The 25,095-nt window shown below is 63.6% G+C and carries 19 protein-coding genes; 12 read left to right on the forward strand and 7 right to left on the reverse strand.

Features of this window, described 5'->3' with window-relative positions; translation table 11 throughout:
• Positions 1–26: 26 nt before the first annotated feature.
• The 7 genes from otnI to CP49_RS31775 all read left to right on the forward strand — a co-directional run bounded on the left by otnI (position 27) and on the right by CP49_RS31775 (position 11,473).
• Complete coding sequence (gene otnI / locus CP49_RS31745; RefSeq protein WP_057854066.1) at positions 27–809, forward strand: 2-oxo-tetronate isomerase; 783 nt, start codon at positions 27–29, stop codon at positions 807–809.
• Positions 806–2,083: a 3-oxo-tetronate kinase gene (otnK, locus tag CP49_RS31750; protein ID WP_057854067.1), complete on the forward strand. Its 1,278-nt coding sequence runs from the start codon at positions 806–808 to the stop codon at positions 2,081–2,083. Before otnI ends, otnK begins: the two co-directional genes overlap by 4 nt.
• Before the next feature lie 196 nt (positions 2,084–2,279).
• Positions 2,280–3,971 (forward strand): methyl-accepting chemotaxis protein, encoded by a 1,692-nt coding sequence (locus tag CP49_RS31755; RefSeq protein ID WP_057854068.1) that lies wholly within the window; start codon positions 2,280–2,282, stop codon positions 3,969–3,971.
• Between the two features lie 227 nt (positions 3,972–4,198).
• Complete coding sequence (locus CP49_RS31760) at positions 4,199–6,229, forward strand: methyl-accepting chemotaxis protein (protein WP_245310960.1); 2,031 nt, start codon at positions 4,199–4,201, stop codon at positions 6,227–6,229.
• 139 nt (positions 6,230–6,368) lie between these two features.
• Complete coding sequence (locus CP49_RS31765) at positions 6,369–8,069, forward strand: methyl-accepting chemotaxis protein (protein ID WP_057854069.1); 1,701 nt, start codon at positions 6,369–6,371, stop codon at positions 8,067–8,069.
• Positions 8,070–8,502: 433 nt separating this feature from the next.
• The gene (locus CP49_RS31770; protein ID WP_057854070.1) at positions 8,503–9,471 is read left to right on the forward strand and encodes a helix-turn-helix domain-containing protein; all 969 of its coding nucleotides are present in this window, start codon (positions 8,503–8,505) and stop codon (positions 9,469–9,471) included.
• A gap of 259 nt (positions 9,472–9,730) precedes the next feature.
• Positions 9,731–11,473, forward strand: coding sequence for a methyl-accepting chemotaxis protein (locus tag CP49_RS31775; protein ID WP_057854071.1), 1,743 nt, complete (start codon positions 9,731–9,733; stop codon positions 11,471–11,473).
• A gap of 189 nt (positions 11,474–11,662) precedes the next feature.
• Here the strand turns inward: CP49_RS31775 and CP49_RS31780 are convergent, their stop codons facing one another.
• Positions 11,663–13,183, reverse strand: coding sequence for an acetyl-CoA acetyltransferase (locus CP49_RS31780; protein ID WP_057854072.1), 1,521 nt, complete (start codon positions 13,181–13,183; stop codon positions 11,663–11,665).
• 196 nt (positions 13,184–13,379) lie between these two features.
• Positions 13,380–14,513, reverse strand: a complete 1,134-nt coding sequence (locus CP49_RS31785) for a nitronate monooxygenase (RefSeq protein WP_057854073.1) — start codon at positions 14,511–14,513, stop codon at positions 13,380–13,382.
• A gap of 311 nt (positions 14,514–14,824) precedes the next feature.
• Here CP49_RS31785 and CP49_RS31790 point away from each other — a divergent pair, with 311 nt between their 5' ends.
• On the forward strand, positions 14,825–16,483 hold the full coding sequence (locus tag CP49_RS31790) for a flavin-containing monooxygenase (protein WP_057854074.1): 1,659 nt from the start codon (positions 14,825–14,827) through the stop codon (positions 16,481–16,483).
• Positions 16,484–16,707: 224 nt separating this feature from the next.
• Here CP49_RS31790 and CP49_RS31795 read toward each other — a convergent pair whose 3' ends face one another.
• Complete coding sequence (locus tag CP49_RS31795; protein WP_057854075.1) at positions 16,708–17,862, reverse strand: aminotransferase class V-fold PLP-dependent enzyme; 1,155 nt, start codon at positions 17,860–17,862, stop codon at positions 16,708–16,710.
• 252 nt (positions 17,863–18,114) lie between these two features.
• On the opposite strand from CP49_RS31795, the gene yghU reads away from it, so the two are divergent.
• The 3 genes from yghU to CP49_RS31810 are packed head-to-tail and all read left to right on the forward strand — an operon-like array spanning position 18,115 to position 19,779.
• Complete coding sequence (yghU, locus tag CP49_RS31800) at positions 18,115–19,008, forward strand: glutathione-dependent disulfide-bond oxidoreductase (RefSeq protein ID WP_057854076.1); 894 nt, start codon at positions 18,115–18,117, stop codon at positions 19,006–19,008.
• A 15-nt stretch (positions 19,009–19,023) separates the two neighbouring features.
• Positions 19,024–19,314 (forward strand): alpha/beta fold hydrolase, encoded by a 291-nt coding sequence (locus tag CP49_RS31805; RefSeq protein WP_057854077.1) that lies wholly within the window; start codon positions 19,024–19,026, stop codon positions 19,312–19,314.
• A gap of 3 nt (positions 19,315–19,317) precedes the next feature.
• Positions 19,318–19,779 (forward strand): alpha/beta fold hydrolase, encoded by a 462-nt coding sequence (locus tag CP49_RS31810; RefSeq protein ID WP_057854078.1) that lies wholly within the window; start codon positions 19,318–19,320, stop codon positions 19,777–19,779.
• Positions 19,780–19,898: 119 nt separating this feature from the next.
• Here the strand turns inward: CP49_RS31810 and CP49_RS31815 are convergent, their stop codons facing one another.
• From CP49_RS31815 to CP49_RS31825, 3 genes are all read right to left on the reverse strand, one after another.
• Positions 19,899–20,519, reverse strand: a complete 621-nt coding sequence (locus CP49_RS31815; protein WP_057854079.1) for a flavin reductase family protein — start codon at positions 20,517–20,519, stop codon at positions 19,899–19,901.
• 294 nt (positions 20,520–20,813) lie between these two features.
• A complete protein-coding gene (locus tag CP49_RS31820) occupies positions 20,814–22,088 on the reverse strand; it encodes an acyl-CoA dehydrogenase family protein (protein WP_057854080.1) in 1,275 nt (424 codons plus the stop codon).
• A 283-nt stretch (positions 22,089–22,371) separates the two neighbouring features.
• A complete protein-coding gene (locus CP49_RS31825) occupies positions 22,372–22,752 on the reverse strand; it encodes a VOC family protein (protein ID WP_057854081.1) in 381 nt (126 codons plus the stop codon).
• Positions 22,753–23,069: 317 nt separating this feature from the next.
• On the opposite strand from CP49_RS31825, the gene htpX reads away from it, so the two are divergent.
• Entirely contained in the window at positions 23,070–24,008 is a 939-nt protein-coding gene (htpX, locus tag CP49_RS31830; protein WP_057854082.1) for a zinc metalloprotease HtpX, read from the forward strand.
• Positions 24,009–24,311: 303 nt separating this feature from the next.
• On the opposite strand, the gene CP49_RS31840 is transcribed toward htpX, so the two are convergent.
• A complete protein-coding gene (locus CP49_RS31840) occupies positions 24,312–25,091 on the reverse strand; it encodes an SDR family NAD(P)-dependent oxidoreductase (protein WP_057854084.1) in 780 nt (259 codons plus the stop codon).
• Positions 25,092–25,095 lie beyond the last annotated feature (4 nt).

Consider the following 25,095-nt stretch of genomic DNA (forward strand, 5'->3'; position numbering starts at 1 on the left):
AGCCAAGATCAAGAAGAGGACCGCCGATGCCGCGCTTTGCCGCCAATCTCTCCATGATGTTCACCGAAGTCCCGTTCCTCGACCGCTTCGAGGCGGCGGCGAAAGCGGGTTTCACCGCGGTTGAATTTTTGTTTCCCTACGATCATCCGGCGGAGAGCGTCGGCGAACGGCTGAAAAAGAACGGCCTGACACAGGCGCTGTTCAATCTGCCGCCGGGCAATTGGGATGCCGGTGAGAAAGGCTTTGCCGCGCTGCCCGAGCGTTTCGATGATTTGAAGCGCAGCCTTGAGACGGCGCTTCCTTATGCAAAGGCGACCGGCGTCAAGCGGCTGCATCTAATGGCGGGCATTGCCAACCGAAGCGAGTCGAAAGCCGTTGAGCAGTTTTACAAGTCGGTGGCGTGGGCGGCCGAATTCTATGCGCCTCACGGCCTCGACGTCGTGATCGAGCCGATCAATCCGCGCAACGTGCCGGGCTACTTCCTCAACGATTTTACCTTTGCGCGCGACCTGATCAACGAATTGAAGATCCCGAACCTGAAGCTGCAGTTCGACATCTACCACTGCCAGATCATCCACGGCGACGTCACCATGCGGCTGCGCGAGATGATGCCGATCACAGGCCACGTCCAGATCGCCAGCATTCCCTCGCGCAACGAGCCCGACGGCGAAGAGCTGAACTATCCGTTCCTGTTCGCCGAGCTCGACCGGCTCGGCTATGGCGGCTTCGTTGGCTGCGAATATAACCCGCGCGGCAAGACCACCGAGGGGCTTGCCTGGTTCAAGCCCTATGCCGGAGTGAAATCGTGAAATTGTCTTTGGGCTGCATCGCCGACGACTACACCGGCGCTTCCGATCTCGCCAACACGCTGACCCGCTCCGGCCTGCGCACGGTGCAGACCATCGGCGTGCCATCGGACGATCTGGCATTGCCCGAGGTCGATGCGGTCGTGGTATCGCTCAAGAGCCGCTCGATCGAGGCTGGCCTCGCCGTGACGCGCTCGCGCGCGGCGGAGAAATGGCTGCGCGGCCGCGGCGCAGGTCACGTGCTGTTCAAGATCTGCTCGACCTTCGATTCCACGGATGCCGGCAACATCGGTCCGGTGATGGATGCGCTGCGCGCCGACTCGGGCGAGACAATCGTGCTGGTGACCCCGGCTTTTCCGGAGACCGGCCGAACCGTCTACCAGGGCAATTTGTTTGTGGGCAGCGTGCCGCTGAACGAGAGCCCCCTGAAGGATCACCCGCTCAACCCGATGCACGATTCCAACCTGGTGCGGGTGCTGGCGCGCCAGAGCCAGACCAAGGTCGGGCTGCTCGATCTGGCGACGCTGGCGCGCGGCGCGGATGCCGTTCGCGAACGTCTTGCCGATCTCGCGGCAAAGAACATCGGTGCCGCGATCGTCGACGCCGTGTTCGACCGCGATCTCGAAACCATCGGCACCGTTGCGCTGGATCATCGCCTGTCGGTCGGCGCGTCCGGGATCGGCCTTGGTCTCGCCCGGGCGCTGGTGGCCTCCGGCAAGGTCAAACCGGCTTTCGCAGGTGCGGCGTCCGGGGCGCCGGTCGGCGGGCCGGCGGCGTGCCTGGCGGGGAGCTGTTCGCAGGCGACGCTGGCGCAGATCGCCAACGCCGAAAAGAGCATGGCCGTCCTGCATCTCGATCCCGAACAGATCATCGCGGGACCCGGCGAGGCACGTCGCGCGCTGGCCTGGGCGAGCGACCGAATCAGCGACGGCCCGATTCTGATCGCCAGCAGCTCGACGCCGGATCAGGTCGCAGCTCTGCAATCTCGACATGGCCGCGATGCAGCCGGACATGCCATCGAGCAGGCGATGGCCGACCTTGCGGAAGGCCTGGTGCGCTCAGGTGTGCGGCGATTGGTGGTCGCAGGTGGTGAAACTTCAGGCGCCGTCGTCGATCGCCTGCGCATTCCCGGATTCCTCGTAGGCGCAGAAATCGCTGCAGGAGTGCCGGTTTTGAGCGCCGTTGGCGCCGACAGCGGCGAGATGTTGCTTGCCCTGAAATCCGGCAATTTCGGCGGACCTGAGTTTTTTTCCGATGCGCTGAAGCTGATGCGCTGATCGCCACAACGGCGTTCATCATGTCCCGGTGAGGTCGGCTCGCGTCGGTATTTTTGCCAACGCGCGTTAACTCAACCTGAGGACGCATCGGGTTTGATGTCGGCGAGGCATTCTCCGTCTTCCAGCCTTCCCGCCTTCCCGCCTTGCCGCCATCCGGCGTGCTCCCCCGCGCGCCCAAGACCAAGAGATTCCAGCCATGTTCGCCAGGTACTCCATTCGCACCAAGATCATCGCCGTGGTCGCCTTCCTGCTCGCCGCCATGACGGGCATGGGCCTGCTCGCGGTCCGGAACATGCGGGCCATCAACGCCAACACGGTGGACATCGCGGCGAACTGGATGCCGAGCGTTCGCGTGCTGGGTGATTTGCGCGCCGGCGTCATCACCTATCGCAACGTGATCCGCGAGCACATGTTGTCTGAGACGCTGGAAGAAAAGCTGGCGACGGAAAAGACCCTGGCTGCCGTGATCGAGGCCAACACCAAGATCCGCGCGGCTTACGAGCCCCTGATTACGTCGGCGGAAGAGCGAGCGCTGTATGGTGAGTGGGCGCAGCTCTGGGATAAATACCGCAGGGGCACCCAGGAAGTCATGGAACTGTCCCGCAATGCGGTCGGCCAGATTCCCACTGAGGCCAACGACCTGAATGCAACGACCGTGAACAAGATCGGGCTTCAGGCCGATGCCGTCCTGAAGAAAAGTATCGACCTCAACAACGCAGGCGCCGACAAGGCGGCACAGCAAGCGGCCGGCAGCTACGCTTCCGCCTTGATCATGCTGGCCGTGATCCTCTGCGCGGCCGTGCTCATCGGCATCGCCGTCAGCTATTATCTGGTTCACGACGTATCTGATGGCATCGCCTCGATCGTCACGCCGATGCAGGCGCTGGGCCAGGGCGATCTGAGCGCGGATGTGCCGCATCAGGGCGCGAAGACCGAGATAGGCGCGATGGCGGACACCTTGCAGGTATTCAAGCAAGCGCTGATTGCCAAGAAGGCCGCCGACGAAGCCGCAGCCGCCGACGCCGAAGCCAAGATCGAGCGCGGGCGGCGGGTCGACGGCATCACCCGTAACTTCGAAAACGTAATCGGCGAGATCGTGCAGACGGTGTCGTCGGCCTCGACCCAGCTCGAAGCTTCGGCTGGGACGCTGTCGGCGACCGCCGAACGCTCGCAGGCGCTGACCACGGCGGTGGCCGCGGCTTCCGAGGAAGCTTCCACCAACGTGCAGTCGGTGGCGTCGGCGACCGAAGAGCTTTCCACCTCGGTCGGCGAGATCGGACGCCAGGTGCAGGAATCGGCGCGGATGGCGACGGATGCGGTCGGACAGGCCCGCGCCACCAACGATCGCGTCAGCCAATTGTCCAAGGCGGCGAGCCGGATCGGCGACGTGGTGGAACTCATCAACACCATCGCGGGCCAGACCAATCTGCTGGCGCTCAACGCCACCATCGAAGCGGCGCGCGCCGGCGAGGCCGGTCGCGGCTTTGCCGTGGTGGCCTCCGAGGTGAAGGCACTGGCGGAGCAGACCGCAAAGGCCACCGGCGAGATCAGCCAGCAGATATCCGGCATCCAGGGCGCGACCCAGGAGTCGGTGAACGCGATCAAGGAGATCAGCGGCACCATTGAAAGGCTGGCCGAGATTTCCTCGACCATCGCGGCCGCCGTGGAAGAGCAGGGCGCGGCGACGCAGGAAATCTCCCGCAACGTGCAGCAGGCGGCCCAGGGCACCCAGCAGGTTTCCGCCAACGTCACCGACGTGCAGCGCGGGGCCGGCGAAACCGGCGCTGCCTCGTCACAGGTGCTGTCGGCGGCGCGGTCGCTGTCGGGCGACAGCAAGCGCCTCAGGCTCGAGGTCGGCAAGTTTCTGGAGTCGGTCCGGGCAGCCTGACAACCGGCCGGCGGCAGGCGAAGGGCCCGGCTCCCGAAAAGGCCACGCCTTTTCACGTATGGCGCGAAGTCGATGGCGCTACAACCCGATTGGGTTTTCCGTAGTTTCACGCAAGCGGAAATTAACCGGTCGCCGCTACGCTGGCCCGCATCTTCGGGATTTGCATGCGCAGGTTGCCGGTTCCGTTGCATCGCAAATGCCGTTTCAGAAAAATTGGGGTCGTCGTCATGATCAAGCTCAACCGTATCGGAAACAAACTCGGCTTGGCCGGGGCGGTCGGCGTCTTGCTGGCGATCGGCATGGTGGCCAACCAGATGGTTACCGAATCGAAGATCGAGGAATCCAGCGAGCGCGCCGCGCGATCGCAGCTTGTGGCGAATAATGCGCTCGCCGCGCATATCGACCTGCGCAAGATTCAGCTTGCCGCCGGCGACGTCCGCCTGGCGAGAACTCCGGCTGAAGTCGAAAAGGCCCTTGCCGATTTGCAGCACCACAAGGCGAGCGCAGCAACGGAGCTGGAGGCGGCGCTGGCAATGGCCCAGCGGCCGGAAGCCAAGGAACAGCTCCAGAAGACCAAGGCTTTGATGGAAGGCTTTGCCGCAGCGGTGGAAGATCTCGCGAAGGCGCAGACGACGCTGCTGGCGCAGATCGAGAAGCGGTCGGCCATTTCCGAAGAATGGAACAAGTCGGTCGATGCTCAACTGAAGTTGCCGGCCATGGCGAAGCTGGACAACCGCCTCGAGATCGAGCGTTTGCTGTTCCAGGCCGATGGCAAGGTGAACGCGCTGCGGGCGGCTTCCTGGAAGCTCGGCGCCACCGGCGACGCCAACCTGGTCACGGAGATGGCCAAGACCGAGGCCTCGCTCAAGGATGTTTTCAACAAGCTGCGTGGCGAAGCCGATGACCGGGATTTGCTGGTCGTGGTCAGCAACCTTTCCTCGATCGTGAAGCGCTTCCTGGCCGCCAATGAGGAGGCCGTCAGGACCGAGCAGTCGAAGAGCGAAATCATCGCCACCCGCACCGTCAAGGCCGCCGCTGATGTCGCCGGCCTGATGGAGGCGACGGTCGCGGGTGCGCAGAAGGGTGCGAAGATTTCCAAGGACGCGGTGATGTCCGATACCGCGCAGGCCAACCGGATCAGCCTGATCATGGCGATCATCGTCGTCATGTCGCTGATCGCCTCGGTCGTGTTTTCCTTCCTCGGGGTCGCACGTCCGATGACGCGCCTGAACGGTGCGTTGGGCAAGATGGCCGGCGGCGATCTCGATGTCGAGATTCCCGGTGCCGGCCGCGGCGACGAAATCGGCGACCTCGCCAAGACGGTCACTGTCATTCGCGAGAACGCCGAGCAAAAGGCGCGTGAGGAAGCCGAGGCCAAGGTCGAGCAGGACCAGGTCGCAGCGCAGCGGCGCAAGGCCGAAATGATCAAGCTCGCCGACGATTTCGAAGGTGCGGTCGGCCAGATCGTGGAGACCGTGTCGTCAGCATCTACCGAACTCGAATCTGCCGCCGGCACGCTGACGGCGACCGCCGAGCGCGCCCAGGAGCTCACCACGATGGTGGCCGCAGCTTCCGAGGAAGCCTCCACTAATGTGCAGTCGGTAGCCTCCTCCACCGAGGAGATGGCCTCGTCCATCACCGAGATCGGCCGTCAGGTTCAGGAATCGGCGCGGATGGCCAATGAGGCCGTCGATCAGGCCCGCACTACCAACGACCGGGTCAGCGAATTGTCGAAGGCGGCGGCCCGCATCGGCGCGGTGGTCGAACTCATCAACACCATCGCCGAACAGACCAATTTGCTGGCGCTCAACGCCACCATCGAGGCGGCCCGCGCCGGCGATGCCGGCCGCGGTTTCGCCGTCGTGGCTTCCGAAGTGAAGGCGCTGGCAGAACAAACCTCGAAGGCAACCGGCGAGATCGGTCAGCAGATCACCGGCATCCAGGCCGCGACCGAGGAATCGGTCGGCGCGATCCAGGCGATCAGCAGCACCATCGAGAAGCTGTCGGAGATATCATCGACCATTGCGGCCGCCGTGGAAGAGCAGGGCGCCGCAACCCAGGAAATTTCCCGCAACGTGCAGCAGGCGGCCCGGGGAACCCAGCAGGTCTCGGCTAACATCACCGACGTGCAGCGCGGCGCCGGCGAGACTGGCACGGCATCCTCGCAAGTGCTCTCCTCGGCGCAGTCGCTCTCGTCCGACTCGAGCCGCCTCAAGCGCGAGGTCGGCAAGTTCCTGAATTCGGTGCGGGCGGCCTGAGGTCGCCCGGCCCGCAGGGTCCTGGTTAGCGAAAATCCCGTATATCTACTGAGTACAAAATTAACGGGAAGAAAGCGGCTGGCCTATACGATTCCGCGCAATGGGATGGACGACCTCCGTCGTCGCGTGGAGATCAAGCATGTTTGCAATGGTACGTCGGGCCAGGATGACGGTTGGCCGAAAGATCTATGCCCTCATCTGCCTCAGCTTCGTCGGGCTCCTGGGCGTCGCCTTTTTAGACTCGCGCGAACTGGCGTCGAGCCTCAATCAGCAGAAGCAGATCGAACTGCGACACCTCGGCGAACTCGCGCTCGGCATCGTCAAGGAAGAGCATGCCGCGGCGCAGAAGGGCGACGTTCCGGCCGCCGACGCCCAGAAGCGGGCGATGGCGCGGATCGCGGCGCTTCGCTACGGCAACAACGACTATTACTGGATCAACGACATGCATCCGAAAATGGTGATGCATCCGATCAGGCCGGAAATGAACGGCAACGATCTCTCGACCTACAAGGACCCGAACGGCAATCTGTTGTTTGTCGATTTCGTAAATACCGTCAAAAAGGACGGCTCAGGCTTCGTTCCCTATGAGTGGCCCAAGCCGGGCTTCGACAAGCCGCAGCCGAAACTGTCCTATGTGGTCGGTTTTGCACCTTGGAACTGGGTCATCGGCACCGGCGTCTACATCGACGACCTGAAGGCGCAGGCCTGGGTATCGACCCAGCGCTCCCTGATTTTTGCCGGCGTTATCCTGCTGTTCATGCTTGCAGTGTCGATCTTCGTGGCGCGGAGCATCACCGCACCGCTGCAGCGTATGACCGACACCATGAACGACCTCGCCAGCGGCAAACTCGACGTCGAGGTGCCGGGCATCGGGCGCGGCGACGAGGTTGGCGAAATGGCCAAGGCCGTCGAGGTGTTCAAGAGCAACGCCGTCGCCCGCCAGTCGCTGGAGGTCGAGCAACGCGCGGCCGAGAGCCGCGCCGTGGCGGGTCGCAAGGCGGACATGAACAAGATGGCCAACGATTTCGAGGCGGCGGTCGGTCAGATCGTCGAAGCGGTATCGTCGGCGTCCAGCCAGCTCGAGGTCTCGGCGGGCACGCTGACGTCGACCGCGGAGCGCGCGCAGGAACTCGCGACAACGGTCGCGGCGGCCTCCGAGGAAGCTTCGACCAATGTGCAGTCGGTCGCATCGGCCACCGAAGAGATGGCGTCGTCCGTCACCGAAATCAGCCGCCAGGTCCAGGAATCGGCGCGAATGGCTTCTGACGCCGTCGGCCAGGCCCGTACCACCACCGATCGTGTCAGCGAACTATCGAAAGCGGCAACCCGCATCGGCGACGTCGTCGAGCTGATCAACACCATCGCGGGCCAGACCAACCTGCTTGCGCTCAACGCCACCATCGAGGCGGCGCGCGCTGGCGAGGCCGGCCGCGGCTTCGCGGTCGTGGCGTCCGAGGTAAAGGCGCTGGCCGAGCAGACCGCAAAGGCCACCGGCGAGATCGGCCAGCAGATCACCGGCATCCAGGCGGCGACCCAGGAATCCGTGAACGCGATCCAGGCGATCAGCGGTACCATCGAGAAGCTGTCGGAGATTTCGTCGACCATCGCGGCGGCCGTGGAACAACAGGGCGCCGCGACGCAGGAAATCTCCCGCAACGTGCAGCAGGCGGCGACCGGTACCCAGCAGGTCTCCTCCAACATCACCGACGTGCAGCGCGGCGCCAGCGAAACCGGATCGGCGTCTTCGCAAGTGCTCGCGGCGGCGCAATCGCTGTCGGGCGACAGCAACCGCCTCAAGCTCGAGGTCGGCAGGTTCCTCGATTCGGTGCGGGCGGCCTGATCATAGTGACTCTTCGGTCCGAAGCCGGCTCCTCATGCCGGCTTCGCGATCATCCATGACGCGAATCAGAAACGCGAGCGCTGCAAGCAGCTTGCTATTCGGCTGCACGAGGAGCGGGAGACATCCCTAGATCGCAAGATTGCGATTGCGGCATGGGCCGACCAATCGCCCTGAGTGAAACTGACGCCGAATGCAGCCAACGGATTTCCGAAATCGGGAAAAAGTGGTAAGATACAAGTGTATCGGGAAGATCTGATGCCACGTGTTCTGCGTCAATGAAGACGGCAGGACTCAAGACGCTTCGTTCGATGGCAGGGCGCATCGAGGCACCCATCGGCCATGGTCAAGTTGCGCATACGATCCCTCTCAATCCCGGCTAGCGCTCTTTTTCGTTGTTGCGACGATCGCTACCGACGGCTCGGATGACCGCCGCGTGTCGTTGCTTGATGAACTCGTTGAATCTGACTTCGTAAAGGTTAGCCGGTCTCTGGACGTTGATCGTTTCCGGAGCATCGAAGGACTGGGCGAGGCCAGGAGCATTCCGATCGACGCCAAGAACTTCGCCGCCTCGTTCGCCTCGTTGAAGCTGAAGTCCTGTTCGATCCATCTGCAGCGGACGTTTCCGCGAATTCTGCAGATGCACTATTCCACGACCGGCGCGATCGTCGGCTTCACGATGGACGATGCCGCTTCGTTGATCATCGACGGCGTTGAGGCCCGTACGCCGGCCTTGCTCTTGGTCAAGGGTACCGCGACGTGCGAGATCGTGGAGCAGCAGGCCAATCTGCTGGCGCTTGTGAATTTCGCTTCGATCGACGATCGAGGCTGGCCGGGCGATGCCGATAGCGCCCAACTGATAGTGACACTGCCTGACAAATGCCAAGCGCTGCGGGCATTGGTCGGCGATGTCCTGACGCTCGCTTCGCATTCGCCCGATACGTTCGCTCAGCCGAACGTGATCGAGCATGTTGAGGAATCGATTCTGCAGGCGGTCGATCTGGCGATGGCGGCGGCATCGCCCACGCACGAAGCCAAGCGCCTGAGCTTGAGCAATTATCTGGCGCTGGTCCGAAAGCTCGACGAGTTCGTTGCCGTGAACGCCGGCAAGACCCTATACAGCGCCGATGTGGCGCGGCAGCTTGGCGTCTCGGTGAGGACACTGCATAATGCCGTGGTTGCTATCCGCGGCATGAGCATGCATCGTTATATGCGGCTGCGGCGCCTCTGGAACGTGCGCCAGCAATTGGTGCGGGGAGAATCGCCGCAATCGGTCAAGGCGGTCGCGCTTGTGAACGGCTTCTGGCACATGGGCGAGTTCACCTCGATGTACCGCGATTTGTTTGGCGAAACGCCGCAGCAGACATTGTCGGCGGCACGTAAGAATACGGACAGTCAGTCGTGATACCGGCGAAGCGAGCGTCGATACCGTAGTTCTACGATTTCCCCAAGTCTCTCCGCTTAGCCCCTGATTAACCATCGTATGAAACCTTAGCGGTGTAAGTGTCGCTCTGTGGCGAGGCTGCTGCAGGAGCCCTTCGTTCGCAACGAACCGGCTCGTCCGATTATCCGGCCCGGCGCTTTTCAACCGTGATCCCGCTACGCGGGAAACAACGGCATCGCTGCGATTTCACCGACGCTGCTGCTTTCAAGGACGCCCCATCATGTCGATCCGTTTCCTTCTGAATCTCTCGATCGGCGCCAAGCTCGGCATCGCCTCGGGCCTCGGCGTTCTGCTCGTCGTCGTGATGATGGTCAGCCAGATGCGGGCCAACGCGGCGATGCGCGACGCGAATGTGCGCAAGTCAGCGCAGCAGACGATCGCGCGAGATGGGGTGGACGCGAAGGCGTCGATTCGCGGCATGCAGACCGGCGTCCGTGATCTCCGTCTCGCAAACAGTGCGGCAGATCTGCAGAAGGCCAATGACTATCTGGCGGCGCGGCTCAAATCGGTGAACCGTTTTGCCGACGAGATGCTGCAATTGTCTGACCCCGGAGAAATCCGCGCACGCACCGAGAAGCTCAAGGCCAGGGCAGCAGACTATGCGAAAGCAGCCCAACAGATCGCATCGGTTCGCGGTGAAGCCGTAGCTGCGGCGGGCGGGTCCGACGCCGCCACGCGGACTACCAAACTGAATGAAGAAGCGATCCGGATTGCACGCGAAGTGACGCTGCCGATTGCGGCCGAACTGGAATCTCTCGCCAACCAAATCGTCGAGTCGGCCAAGCAGGGTGTGGATCAGGAAGCGGCCCGGGCCACTCGGGAAATGGCTGCCGCCGAACGGGAGTCCATGGCAATCGGTATCGGTACGATGCTGTTGCTGATCGGAACCAGCATATTCTCCTACTTCACGATCGCCCGTCCGATGCGCGCGCTGAGCGTGTCGATGGAGGAACTCGCGGGTGGCAATTTCGCAGTGGTATTGCCCGGCCTCGGACGCAAGGACGAACTCGGCGCCGTCGCCGGCGCCGTCGAGAAGTTCAAGGTCGTCTCGGAACGGAAAGCGCGCGACGAGGCGGAAGCCAGGATCAAGCAGGACCAGATCGCCGCCCAGCAGCGCAAGGCCGAAATGGTCAGGCTGGCGGATTCGTTTGAGACGGCAGTCGGCGAGATCGTCGAAACCGTGTCGTCGGCGTCTACCGAACTCGAAGCCTCCGCCAGTACGCTGACGGCAACCGCCGAGCGCGCCCAGCAGGTGACCACGATGGTCGCCGCGGCCTCGGAAGAGGCTTCCACCAATGTGCAATCGGTTGCGTCAGCGACGGAAGAGCTGTCTTCTTCCGTCAACGAGATCAGCCGCCAGGTGCAGGAATCGGCGCGGATGGCCGGCGAGGCGGTCGACCAGGCGCGCATTACCAACGATCGCGTCAGCGAATTGTCGAAGGCGGCGAGCCGCATCGGCGACGTCGTCGAACTCATCAACACCATCGCAGGCCAGACCAACCTGCTGGCGCTCAACGCCACCATCGAGGCGGCGCGCGCCGGCGAGGCCGGCCGCGGCTTTGCGGTGGTGGCTTCCGAGGTGAAGGCGCTCGCCGAACAGACCGCGAAGGCCACCGGCGAGATCGGCCAGCAGATATCAGGCATCCAGAGCGCCACCCAGGAGTCGGTGGGCGCGATCAAGGAGATCAGCGGCACTATCGAAAGGCTGGCCGAGATCGCCTCGACCATCGCAGCCGCCGTGGAAGAGCAGGGCGCTGCGACGCAGGAAATCTCCCGCAACGTGCAGCAGGCGGCCGAGGGTACCCAGCAGGTCTCCTCCAACATCACCGACGTGCAGCGCGGCGCCGGCGAAACCGGCTCTGCCTCCGCACAGGTGCTTTCGGCGGCACAGTCGCTCTCAGCCGACAGCAACCGCCTGAAGATGGAGGTCAGCAAGTTCCTGGATACGGTGCGGGCAGCGTAAGCGCCGGTTCGGGGCGAGGAAGAAGAAGCAGAATTCCTTTCCCTTCTCCCCTTGTGGGAGAAGGTGCCTTGCCGAAGGCAAGGCGGATGAGGGGTCTGTATCCGCGGAGACAGACCCCTCACCCGTCTCAATCGCGCTTTGCGCGCGATTGATCCACCCTCTCCCACAAGGGGAGAGGGGAAGAAGGTATTACCCCACGCGCCACTCCAGCACGCCATCGTCTGCCGTAACAATCGAGCCGACCGATCCCACCGGCGTCCGGTCCATGTGCAGCAAATGCTTCAACGTCGCTGCGTCATTGGCGGGGATGCGGGCCAGCGCCCGTTGATCGGCTTCCGTGCGCAGCATTACCACGCCGTGCTCGACGTCGCCCTTGCCCTTGTAGATCACGGTAAAGCTCTCGACCTTGCCCTTGCCTGAAGCCTCCGTGACGAAGTCCGGCACCTTGCGGCGGTTGCGGTCGGCCTCGGCCTGCACGCTGGTGTGCTGCGCGAGCGCCTCTTTGGGCGCCGCGCGCGACAGCACCAGCCCGTGATGCTTGGTGACGAAACCGCCCTGGCCGTAGAGCAGGCCGAGCTTGCCGCGTTCACGCAAGGCTCGCACCATCGCGCATGCCGCATGCGTCATATACGTGTTAAGCGGCGCGCCGAAGAAGGTGAGGCCGCCGGTTACCGTCGGCTGCACGTCGCGGCCGAGGCCGAGCGTCCGCCGCGCCATCTTGGGCACGCAGGGAAAGCAGCTATAGAGCTCGATGGCGTCAAACTTCTTGCCGTCGCCTTCGACGAGATCGATCACCGCCTTCAGCACCGCGTTCTGCGGGTGGCTTTCGTAGAACTGGTCGCGCGCGAGATAGTCGCGCGGCTCTTCAGCCGAGGCGCCGCCCACCGGATAGACCAGGCGATCTTCGGGCACGCCGGCTGCACGGGCTTTCGCCAGCGACGTCAGCAGCACCGCGCTGCCCATGTTCACCGTCGGATTCGCCACCATCAGTTTTGTGTAGGGCCAGGCGATCAACCGGTTCTCCGGCGTGGGCGTGGTGATCTCATCCGGCGCAAAACGCTTCTTCAGCCAGGAGTTCGGATTTTCTGACGCCACTTTCGAATAGGTCGACCACAGCGCGCCGGATTCGGCGAGCGCCTCGCGCGGCGTCTGGCCCCAATGTGCTGATGTGGCGGATTCATAGAGTGGGTAGACCGTGATGGGGCGGAATACGCCGAGCTTCACCGCCATCGGCTTCTGAAACGCCGCGCCGCGCTTCGGCTCCTCGACGTCGTGGGCGAACGGCGTCCACGGCAGCGAGATGCCGCCGCGCTCGGCCTTGGTTGCGGTCGATTGCGCTTCCGCGCCGCACACCACCGCCACGCTACTTTCGCCGCGCGCGATGCGCTTGGCCGCTTCGTGAATGTAGCGGATCGGGCTCTCGCCGCCGACCGGGCCGTAGTAGCAATGGGCCGGGTTGGCGCCAAGCCGCGCGGCCAACTGCTTCTCGGGATCGCGGTAGCGCCAGCTCAGGAAATTGACGACGTCGAGCGAGCCGAGCTCACCGAGCAGTTTTGCTCCACCGTCCGCCTCCGCCCGCCGCACCGCCTCCTCAAGCAGCGCCAGCGGCTCAAGGCCATCGGCGATATCCTTGGGCCGGTCGACGATTTCGCCGACGCCGACGATGACGGGAATGCGGTCTTCGGGGAGGGGGAAGGTATTGTCCAACATTTCTTCTTGTTTCACTTTCTAGAGATTCGACACGCCGTCGCCCTTCGAGGCCTTCGCTGCGCTACGGCACCTCAGGGTGACGGCTACGGGCACTCCGTCATCCTGAGGAGCCGCGAAGCGGCGTCTCGAAGGATGGGCCGCGGGCCTCATGGTTCGAGACGGCGCTTCGCGCCTCGTCACCATGAGGGACTAACTCTCACTCCTCCATCAGCATATTCATATGCTCCACCGCATCGGCAAAATCCTCCTTGAACTCCTGCACCACGGCGCCGGCCGATTTCACGCTGTCGATCAGGCCGACGCCCTGGCCGACAAAATACGTCACGAGGTCGCGCGCCTGCACATTGCCGGCGGCGGCCGCGCGGTCGATCGAGTTGAAGGCGTCGCGGCTGATGATGCTTTGCAGCGGCATCGGCAACGCACCGGGGCTGTCAGGTCCGCGGTCCCACGCATCCGTCCACACCGAGCGCAATTGCCGCGCGGGCTTGCCGGTACGGCCCTTGGAGCGCACCGCGTCGCGCGAGGAAGCTGCGATCATCTTCTCGCGGAAGATCTCGGTGGTTTCGGATTCCACCGTCGCCAGCCACACCGATCCGGTCCAGGCGCCGGCGGCGCCCATCGCCATGCAGGCCGCCATCTGCCGCCCGGTCATGATGCCGCCGGCGGCCAGCACCGGCACGTCACGGATTGGCTTGATCGCCTTGATCACCTCGGGCACCAGCACCATGGTCGAGACTTCCCCGCAATGGCCGCCGGCCTCGGTGCCTTGCACCACCAGAATGTCGACGCCGGCCGCGACCTGTCGCAGCGCATGTTCCTTGGCGCCGACCAGCGCCGCGACCGGAACATTATGTTTCTTGCCGATGTCAATCATCGCCTTCGGCGGCACGCCGAGCGCATTGGCGATCAACTTGATCGGATGGCGAAACGAAACCTCGAGCACCTCGAGCGCGCGCTGCGCGTCGAACGGCTGCGGCTGGTTGTCGGCAACGTTGGTCGTCGTCAGCTCGACGCCGTATTTCTTCAGGAGGTTGCGGGTGAAGTCGCGGTGCTGCGGCGAGATCCGCGCCTCCAGGCTTTTCCACGTCACGTCCTTTTCACCCGCAGTCGAAATGTTCTCGGGGATCAGCACGTCGAGCCCGTACGGCTTGCCGTCGGTGTGATCGTCGATCCATTTCAATTCCTGCTCGATGGTTTCAGGCGAGTGCGCGGTCGCGCCCAGAACGCCAAAGCCACCGGCGCGGCTGACGGCCGCAACGACGTCGCGGCAATGGCTGAAGGCGAGCAGCGGAAACTCGATGCCCAGCATGTCGCAGATCGGCGATTTCATGGCTTTGTCCTCCCGGCGGCAGCACTTGGATGCTGCTCGGCTTTCCGCGAGACGCTAGCCCATTGGAGGCTTGCATGCCAAGCGGTGTTAGTTCCTCATCCCGAGGAGCCTGCGCAGCAGGCGTCTCGAAGGATGAAGGCCACAGACGGGGCCTCATGGTTCGAGACGGCGCTTCGCGCCTCCTCACCATGAGGGGCTTGCAATTCCATCTCGCAAAATATGCAGAGCACGGCCGCCGATTTGCGTCTTGCGCTTTGGCGTTATCGAGAGAATGCTGCCAATCAACCAAAAGAATTTTTCAGGGAGCCTTTATGTCCGCCACGTCTTCCGTTTCCGCCAAATCGCCCGAGACCTACGACGTGGTCGTGGTCGGCGCAGGTTTTGCCGGCATGTACATGCTGCACCGCTTGCGCGGGCAGGGGATGACGGCGCGGGTCTACGAGCAGGGCAGTGGCGTCGGCGGCACGTGGTACTGGAACCGCTATCCCGGCGCGCGCTGCGACGTCGAGAGCATGCAATACTCCTATTCGTTCTCCGACGAGCTGCAGCAGGAATGGGACTGGAGCGAGCGCTACGCGCCGCAGCCGGAGATTTTGAAATACGCCAATCACGTCGCCGACCGCTTCAATCTGCGGCCCGACATCCAGTTCAACACCCGCGTCGACAGCGCGATGTTCGACGAGACCACCTCCCTGTGGTCCGTCACGACCTCAGACGGCAAGACGGTCACCGCAAAGTTTGTCGTGCTCGCCACCGGCTGTCTGTCGAACGCGCGAATGCCCGACATCAAGGGTCTCGATCAATTCAAGGGCAAGGTCTACCACACCGGCCACTGGCCGCATGAAGAAGTCGATTTCACTGGCCAGCGCGTCGGCGTGATCGGCACCGGATCCTCCGCAATCCAGTCGGTGCCGGTGATCGCCGAACAGGCGAGCCATCTGACGGTGTTTCAGCGCACCGCGAATTTCTCGATCCCTGCGCGCAACGCCGTGCTGAGCGAAGCGGAGCGGCAGAAATTCCGCGATAACTATCCCGAGATCAGGCGCTTCGCGCGCGAGGTGGCGAAGAACGGTATTTACACCGAAATGCCCGACCGCGGCGCGCTCGACGACGGCGACAACGAGCGCCGTGCCAAATACGAGGCGCGCTGGAATCGCGGCGGGCTTACTTTCATGTCGGTCTACAACAACCTCGCACTCGACAAGGCTGCCAACGACACCGCCGCGAATTTCGTCCGCGAAAAAATCGCCGAGATCGTCAGGGACCCGGAAACTGCAAAACTGTTGCAGCCGGACAACCATCCGATCGGCTCCAAGCGTATCTGTATCGACACCGATTATTTCGCGACCTTCAACCGTCCGAACGTGGCGCTGGTCGACATCAGGTCCAATCCGATCGAGGAGATCACCGATAACGCGGTGCGCGTCGGTGCGAAGGGCTACGGGGTCGACGCGCTGGTGCTGGCGACCGGCTTCGACGCCATGACGGGATCGGTGGCGAAGATCGATATAAGCGGCCGCGGCGGCCAGACGCTGAACCAGAAATGGGCGGCGGGTCCGCGCACCTATCTCGGCCTGATGAGCGCCGGATTTCCCAATCTCTTCGTCATCACCGGCCCCGGCAGTCCCTCGGTGCTGTCGAACATGATCGTCTCGATCGAGCAGCATGTCGACTGGACCACCGACTGCATGGCCTATATGCGCGAGCACGGCCTCGAAACTATGGAGGCGGATAGCGACGCCGAAGACAAATGGGTCGCCCATGTCAATGAGGTCGCCTACACCACGCTCTACCCGCAGGCCAATTCCTGGTACATGGGTGCCAACGTCCCCGGCAAGCCCAGGATTTTCATGCCCTATATCGGCGGCGTCGGCCCCTACCGTCAGATCTGCAACGAAGTTGCGGCCAAGGGTTATGAGGGATTTGTGATGGAGCGGGCGGAGGCGCCGCGGAAGGTGGCGGCGTCGTAAGTATCGCTTACCCCTCATGGTGAGGAGGCGCCAACGGGTCCGCGCGTAGCGCGGCCCGATGACAGGCTTCGCGCCGTCTCCGGACGATGCTACGCATCGCCGGGAGAACCACGAGGCCCCGCTGGTGCCATTCATCCTTCGAGACGCCGCTGCGCGGCTCCTCAGGATGAGGTCTAACTGACATGTAGGGTAGGCAACGCGGCGCAGGTGCGCCTTTGCCCACCCTACAAGCCCCGTAGCCGCCGCGTCAAAACCTCAACAAACCGATCGACATCGGCCTCGTCATTATAAACGTGGGGCGAGATGCGCATGCGCCCGAGGCGCGGTGCGACATAGACCCCTTCACTAGCCAATCCTTCGACGAGGCCGGCCGGCATTCCGCCCTCGAAGGCGAGGCTCAATACATGCGGCGCCCGCAGACGAGGTTCGGGAACGCGGACGCCGATGCCGCGCACGGCTTGCGCGATCCGCTCCGTCAGCATCGTGAGACGTTGCACAATCGCCGGCGCGCCCCAATCAGCCATCATCTCCATGCCGATCGAAGCCATCTCCATCGAGATGAAATGATCGCGCTCGCCCATGTCGAAGCGCCGCGCATCGCCAACGTAACTGAGATCGGTGAAATAGACCGCGTTCTCGGCGCGCACGTTGCGGCGGCCGGACGCGGTCTGCTCAAGCGGGATGCCGCCTTGATGGCGCTTTGCAACATAGAGAAAGGCGCGCCCGTAAGGGCCGAGCAGCCATTTATAGGTCGGGAATATCACAAAATCCGGGTCGAGACGCTTCACGTCGGTCGTCAGCACGCCAACGCTGTGCGTCGCGTCGACAAGGAAGGCGGCGCCCCGCTGTCGCAGCGCCGCGCCGACCTTGTCGACGTCGATCAAGCCACCGTCCGACCAGTGCACCGATGAGACCGAGGCCAGGCTGACCGGCGATGCGCCGGATCGTTCGATCGCGGCAAGCACCGCCGACGTCCAGTCGCCATCGTCAGGCTGCCGAACCGTCTCTACGGTGAACCCCTCCGCCTCGGCCCGCGTGTGCCATTCGAGCACCGGCGAGGAATGATCGTTCTCCAGCACGATCACGCGCGTGCCGCGGGCGATCGGCAGTGTCTTCGCGGCGGTCGCAACGCCGTAACTGACCGAGGGAATCAGGGCGATATCGGCGGCCTCGGCATTGATCAGCCGGGCAGCAGCAAGGCGCGCGCGTTCATGCTGCTGGTTGGCGAAGGAGGCGCTGAGCGTCCACGGCGTGCCCTTGCGGAGAACCGCGGCGCGGCCGGCCTCCAGCGTTCGAAGCGGCAGCGGGCTGTAGGAGGCGGCGTTCAGGTAGCAAATCTGGCGCGGTATCTCGAACAAGGCGCGCTGTGATGGGAGCATTTGGATGGCCTCTATTGTAGCGACATATCCATTATGGCCGATCTCGACTACACCAGCCACAGCAGCATTGCTCCGAGGACATCTGCCTCTTGCAATCGGGGCAGGGGTGGCATGACGCATTCCTCCCCTGACTTTTGCGCGCTTTTTGTTTAGTTGCAGTGCTGATACGAAACCTTACATGGATTGCGCCCGCCGCCGCGCGATAGACCACGCAATCGCGAGACGCCTCGAAGGAGCCTGGAGCCAACCCGAATGACCGACGCCCCCGTTAACGATCCCGCCGGATACACTCCGCCAAAAGTCTGGACCTGGAACAAGGAGAGCGGCGGCCAGTTCGCCAAGATCAATCGTCCGATCGCAGGCCCCACACATGAGGCCGAGTTGCCGGTCGGCCGCCATCCGTTTCAGCTCTATTCGCTGGCGACACCGAACGGCGTCAAGGTCACCGTGATGTTCGAGGAGCTGCTGGCCGCCGGCCACAGCGGCGCGGAATACGACGCCTGGCTGATCAAGATCGACGGCAACCAATTCGGCAGCGGCTTTGTTGCTGTCAATCCGAACTCGAAAATTCCCGCGCTGATGGATCGCAGCGGCCCTGAGCCGATCCGGGTGTTCGAGTCCGGCGCGATCCTGATGCATCTGGCCGAAAAATTCGGGGCGTTCCTGCCGGCCGGTGGTGCGGCGCGGGCCGAATGCCTGTCATGGCTGTTCTGGCAGATGGGCAGTGCGCCGTTTCTCGGCGGCGGCTTTGGCCATTTCTACGCCTATGCGCCGACCAAGATCGAATACGCCATCGACCGCTACGCCATGGAGGTGAAGCGTCAACTCGACGTGCTCGACCGGCACCTCGCCGACAATGAATATCTCGCAGGCCACGAGTACACGATCGCCGACATGGCCACTTGGCCGTGGTACGGCGCGCTGGCCAAGGGCCTAGTCTACGGCGCCGGAGAATTCCTGTCGGTGCACGAATACAAGAACGTGCAGCGCTGGACCGACGCGATTGCAAAACGCCCGGCGGTGAAGCGCGGCCGCATGGTCAACCGCATCTCGGGCGATCCGGCGAGCCAGTTGCACGAGCGGCATGACGCGTCCGATTTCGATACGAAGACGCAGGACAAGATCGGCGAGCCTGCGAAGGCGTGAGGCGAGGGGAACGCCATGAGCTTTTTCGAAAAGGGCGCCGTTCGTATCCATTATGAAGAGGCCGGCTCCGGCTTCCCGCTGCTTCTGATCGCCGGCGGCGGATTGAACTCGAACATCACGGGCATCACCGGCGATTATCCGCCCTTCAACGCCATCAAGGAGTTCGGCGACGAGTACCGCTGCATCGCCTACGACCTGCGCAATGCACCGCCCGGCCGATCCACCGGCCCGCTCGAAATCAATCGCCCCTGGGATTCCCACACCGACGACCAATTGGCGCTGATGGATCACCTCGGCTTCGATTAGTTCATGGTCCTGGGCTTCTGCATCGGCGGGCCCCTGATCTGGAATCTGATCAAGCGTGCGCCGGATCGCGTTGTCGCTGCTGTGCTGGCGATGCCGTCAGGCTCGCGTCCCGAAATGCGCGATCTGTTCTACGACAACAACATGAAGGGCTGGGCGCCGGAGCTGACAAAACGCCGACCCGACATCACGATGGAGCAGGCCGAGAAATTCCTGACGCGGATGTACCGCACCGATCCGGATTTCGTCTTCACCGTAACGCGCGATTTCGTGCGGCAATGCCAGACGCCGGTCTTGATCCTGCCCGACGATATCCCCGCGCATCCTTACGCAGTTGCGATGGAGAGCGCAATGCTGGCGCCGAACGCGGAAGTCAGCCTGTTTCCGTGGAAGGAGCCGAAGGAGAGGGTGCCGCTCGCGGTGCGCCAGATCCGGTCTTTCTTGCGCGCGCATAGGCCGACGCCATAGTCCGTAGGATGGGTGGAGCCAACGGGTCGCGCGAACGCGCGCCCGATGACAGGCTCCGCGATACCCATCAGCGCCATAGCCACTATTGATGGGTATCGCTGCGCTCCACCCATCCTACGTTAAACCGCCGTCTTCGCCCCCTCGGCCGGCGGAAACACCACGCGGTCGTCGGTCCGGCAATAGCGATCGGCGAACATGCGGCCGACCGGGTGATAGCGATCCATGTGCACGCGCATCGCGGCACGGTCCCACAATTCGTCGCGGATGTGGAAGTGGATGCCTTCGCCCATCACCAGAAGGCGGTCGCCGTTGACGTCGATCTCCTTCCAGGTTTTGCACTCCATCGAAAACGGTGCATCCGCCAGCCGCGGCGCGGCGATTTTCGTCGAAGGCGCCAGCTTGAGATCGAGGTAATCCGGCTCGCCGATATCGGGCGGGAAATCGCCGCTGCTCTCGTGCATCGCGCGCGCCAGCGGCTCGTCGGTCATGTTGACCACGAACTCGCCGGTACGGCGGATGTTGATTACGGTATCCTTGACGCGGCCGTCGGGTCGCAGATTGGCGGCGAACATGCAGAGCGGCGGATCCTCGCAGAACACGTTGAAGAAACTGAACGGCGCGGCGTTGACCACGCCGGTCGGACCGATCGACGTCACCCACGCGATCGGCCGCGGCAGCACGAAGGATGTGAGCACCTTGTAGCGCTCGCGGGGTTTGAGGTCGCTGGGGTCGTATTGCATGTAACGGGCTCCGCGTAGGGTGGGCAAAGCGCAGCGTGCCCACCATTTTGCGCGGGTACAAGTGGTGGTGAGGCATGGCGCTTGCGCGCCTTTGCCTACCCTGCGACTGCTTCGGCGGAGGTTCTTGCCTCGCCCCGCTTGCGGGGAGAGGTCGACGCGCTCGGCAGCGCTCTTGCGCGCCTGAGCGCGGCGGGTGAGGGGGACTCTCCGCGAACTCGCTGCCTGCTGTATTTGCGGAAGCAGCCCCTCACCCCCGACCCTCTCCCCGTGAAGAACGGGGAGAGGGGGAATAGGCTACGGCATGCTCAGCTCATGCCTTCCGACCACCATCCAGTGCACCTCGTCCGGACCGTCGGCGAAGCGCAGGTGCCGGACATCCTGATACATCTCGCCGAGCGGGCTCCATTGCGAGATGCCGGTGGCGCCGTGCATCTGGATCGCCTGATCGATGATCTTGCAGGCGCGCTCCGGCACCATCGCCTTCACCATGCTCACCCAGATCCGCGCTTCCTTGTTGCCGAGCACGTCCATCGCCTTCGCGGCCTTGAGCACCATCAGCCGCATTGCCTCGATCTCGCAGCGCGCCTGCGCGATGATCTGCAAATTGCCGCCGAGATGGGCGATCTTCTTGCCGAAGGCTTCGCGCGTCAGCCCGCGCGACACCATCAGGTCGAGCGCCTTTTCCGCCTTGCCGATGGTGCGCATGCAGTGATGGATGCGGCCGGGCCCGAGGCGGACCTGCGAGATTTCGAAGCCGCGACCTTCGCCGAGCAGGATGTTCTCCTTCGGCACCCGGCAATTGTTGAAGCGCAAATGCATATGGCCGCGCGGCGCATGGTCATGGCCGAACACGTGCATCGGGCCCAGAATCTCGACGCCGGGCGTGTCTGTTGGCACCAGGATCTGCGACTGCTGCTTGCTCGGCGGCGCGTCGGGATTGGTCTTCACCATCACGATCATGATCTTGCAGCGCGGATCGCCGGCGCCCGAGATGTAATATTTTTCGCCGTTGATCACCCATTCGTCGCCGACGAGTTTTGCCGTGGTCGAGATGTTCTTGGCGTCGGAGGAGGCCACATTGGGTTCGGTCATCGCGTAAGCCGAGCGGATCTCGCCAGCGAGCAGCGGCTTCAGCCACTTCTCCTTCTGCTCCTTGGTGCCGACGCGCTCCAGCACTTCCATGTTGCCGGTATCCGGCGCCGAGCAGTTCATGGTCTCGGAGGCGAGCGGATTCTTTGCAAGCTCGACCGCGATATAGGCGTAATCCAAATTCTTCAGACCTTGGCCGGTCTCGTGGTCAGGCAGGAAGAAATTCCACAGGCCTTCTTCCTTGGCCTTGTCCTTGGCCTTCTGCAGCACCGCGAGTTGCTCCGGCGTAAAACTCCAGCGGTCCTTCTTGCCTTCGCCAAGCCGCATGAACTCGACCGACATCGGGTCGACCGTCTCGCGGATGAATTTCTTGACGTGCTCGTAGAGCGGACGGACCTCGTCCGACATGCGCAAATCGTTGAGTTCTTCGCCCGGATTGAGGTTGTAGGTCGTCGTTCGCGGGATGTAGGCGTGTTTCATGGATTATTTCCTCCCATTTGCGCAGATCGTCGCTGCGGGGCGCGCACTCGGCTCGTTGGCCGGCAATGTAGACGTGGGGAAGGGGCTTGTACAAGCGCGGGCGAGGCGCCGCGATTTTCCGCCTTATGGCAAGTGCGCTGCATGTCCCTCATGATGAGGAGGCGCTTTTGCACCGTCTCCGGACGATGCTTCGCATCGCCGGGAGAACCATGAGGCCACAGGCGGGCCTGCATCCTTCGAGACGCGGCGAAGACGCCGCTCCTCAGGATGAGGTCTGGTACATCTACGCTGGCATCCTGTGCATCGCGCAGATCTTGTTGCCGTCGAGATCGCGCAAGTAAGCGAGATAGAGTTTGCCCGCAGAGCCCTCGCGAATGCCCGGCGGATTTTCGCACGTGGTGCCGCCGTTGGCGATGCCGGCAGCGTGCCATGCGTCGGCCTGCTCGGGTGATTCAGCCGCAAAACCGATGGTGCCGCCGTTCGCGGGCGTCGCGGGCTTTCCGTTGATCGGCTTGGTTACCCCGAACACGCCGGTCTTGGTGAAGTAGAAAATGCGGTGACCGTCGACCTTGGCCGGCCGGACGCCGAGCGTGCCGAGCAGCGCGTCGTAGAATGCCTTGGCCTTTTCGAGGTCGTTGGTGCCGATCATCACGTGCGAAAACATTTCTTCAATTCCTCCCAGGTTTTCGGACGAGCACCCGCCATTGTTTTTCGCGTGGCGGAACAACCCCGCGCGGTGCTCGTTGCCGTGCAATGTAGACGCCGCCATTGGCGTTGCACAAGCTGGCGAGCGGGCTGGCGGGTCCGGGAGCACCCGGGGCCGTCAGATTACGTTTCGGTAATCCGGCCCGGAAGACTGGTTTCCACGCCCGAGCGCGGCGCCTCGACGCACCGCGGGCACCTTGCAGCGCCGCCGGAGGAGTTCCTACCTTTTGGGAGGCCAGCCACGGCGCATCCGCCGCAGGCGGCAAGGAGACGACAATGAGCTATTTGAAGACTGCCATTCTGTTGGCCGGTCTCACCGGCCTCTTCATGGGCGTCGGCTATCTGATCGGCGGCGCCACCGGTGCCGTGATCGCGCTCGTGGTCGCCGCTGCGACCAACCTGTTCGCCTACTGGAATTCGGACCGCATGGTGCTGTCAATGTACGGCGCCCATGAGGTCGATCAGAGCACCGCGCCCGACCTTTTCAATCTGGTGGCCGAGCTGGCCGGCCGCGCCGGTCTGCCGATGCCGCGCGTGTTCGTGATGGACGAGGCGCAGCCCAACGCGTTCGCCACCGGCCGCAATCCGCAGAACGCGGCGGTCGCTGTGACGACGGGCCTCATGCAGTCGCTCAGCCGCGAGGAGCTCGCCGGCGTGATCGCGCATGAGCTCGCGCACATCAGGAACCATGACACGCTGCTGATGACCATCACCGCGACGATCGCCGGCGCGATCTCGATGCTGGCGCAGTTCGGCATGTTCTTTGGCGGCAACCGCGACAACAACGGCCCCGGCATCATCGGCTCGATCGCCATGATGATCCTGGCGCCGCTCGGCGCCATGCTGGTGCAGATGGCGATCAGCCGTACCCGCGAATATGCCGCCGACGATCTCGGCGCGCGCATCTGCGGTCAGCCGACGTGGCTTGCGTCGGCGCTCGCCAAAATCGCCAATGCCGCACATGTGGTCCCGAACCCGGAAGCGGAGCGCAATCCGGCGACAGCGCACATGTTCATCATCAATCCGCTGTCGGGCCAGGGTATGGATAATCTGTTCACAACGCACCCGTCCACGGAGAACCGCATCGCCGCGTTGCAGCAGCTCGCGGCGGAGATGGGCGCGCATGGCGGAACGCTTTCCGCGAGCACCCGCGGCAACTATCCCCGCCGCAGCCCGTGGGGCCGCCCCTCGGCCTCGCGCGGACCGTGGGGATAAACTATCGGGAAGTCGCGTAGGGTGGGCAAAGGCGCATTCGCGCCGTGCCCACCATCTGTCCGTAGTAGCGCTTCACTCCGTCATTGCGACGAGCATTAGCGACGAAGCAATCCATCTCTCCGCGTGCGGCGGCATGGATTGCTTCGCTGCGCTCGCAATGACGTGGAGAGAGCGCGGGCCTGCATCCTTCGAGACGGCGCTGGCGCGCCTCCTCAGGATGAGGTCTGAGACCCTCATGGTGAGGAGCGCGGCAATGCCGCGCGTCTCGAACCACGAGGCCACCGGCATACACCACGACCAATCTCAAAACGCCGTATACCCGCCATCGATCACAAAACAATCCGCCGTATGATACGACGACGCCTTGCTCATGATGTACACCGCGATGCCGCCGAAGTCGCTCGGCTCGCCGAAGCGGCGGACCGGGATGCGCGGCATCACGTTGGCGACGAATTTGTCGTTGGCCACGATGCCGGCGGTCATGTCGCTCTTGATCCAGCCGGGCAGGATCGCGTTCGCGGTGACGCCGTGGCGCGCGAGTTCGACCGCAAGCGCGCGGCACAGCGCGTTCAGCGCCGCTTTGGTGCCGGCGTAGTGCTCGTTGCGGGCGGTGCCGAACAGCGATGCAAGGCTGGAGGTTGCGACCAGCCGGCCGAATTTGTCGCCGGCCTCGGCGCGCTCGGTCATGTGGCGGGCGGCGACCTGAAACACGTGGAAGACGCCGTCGAGATTGGTCGCGAACATCCGCCGCCATTCCTCCTCGGTGCGGTCGATGAAGGCGCGCCGTCCGCCGCCGCCGATGCCGGCATTGGCAAAGCAGCCGTCGACGCGGCCGAACGTGTCGAGGGTCGCCTGCATTGCGGCCTTCACCGAAGCAGGATCGGAGACGTCGCAGATTTGGGTGTCGACCTTGCCGGGGCCCGCCGACATCGTTGCCGCCGCGTTCTTGTTCTTCTCGCCATTGCGGCCCCAGATCGAGACGTTGCAGCCTTGCGCGTTCAAGGCCTGCGCGATGCCAAGGCCGATGCCGCCATTGCCGCCGGTGATCACCGCCGTGCGGCCCGTCAGGTCAAAGATGCTCATTGGG

It is taken from the genome of Bradyrhizobium valentinum, from assembly GCF_001440405.1.
Taxonomy (GTDB): domain Bacteria; phylum Pseudomonadota; class Alphaproteobacteria; order Rhizobiales; family Xanthobacteraceae; genus Bradyrhizobium; species Bradyrhizobium valentinum.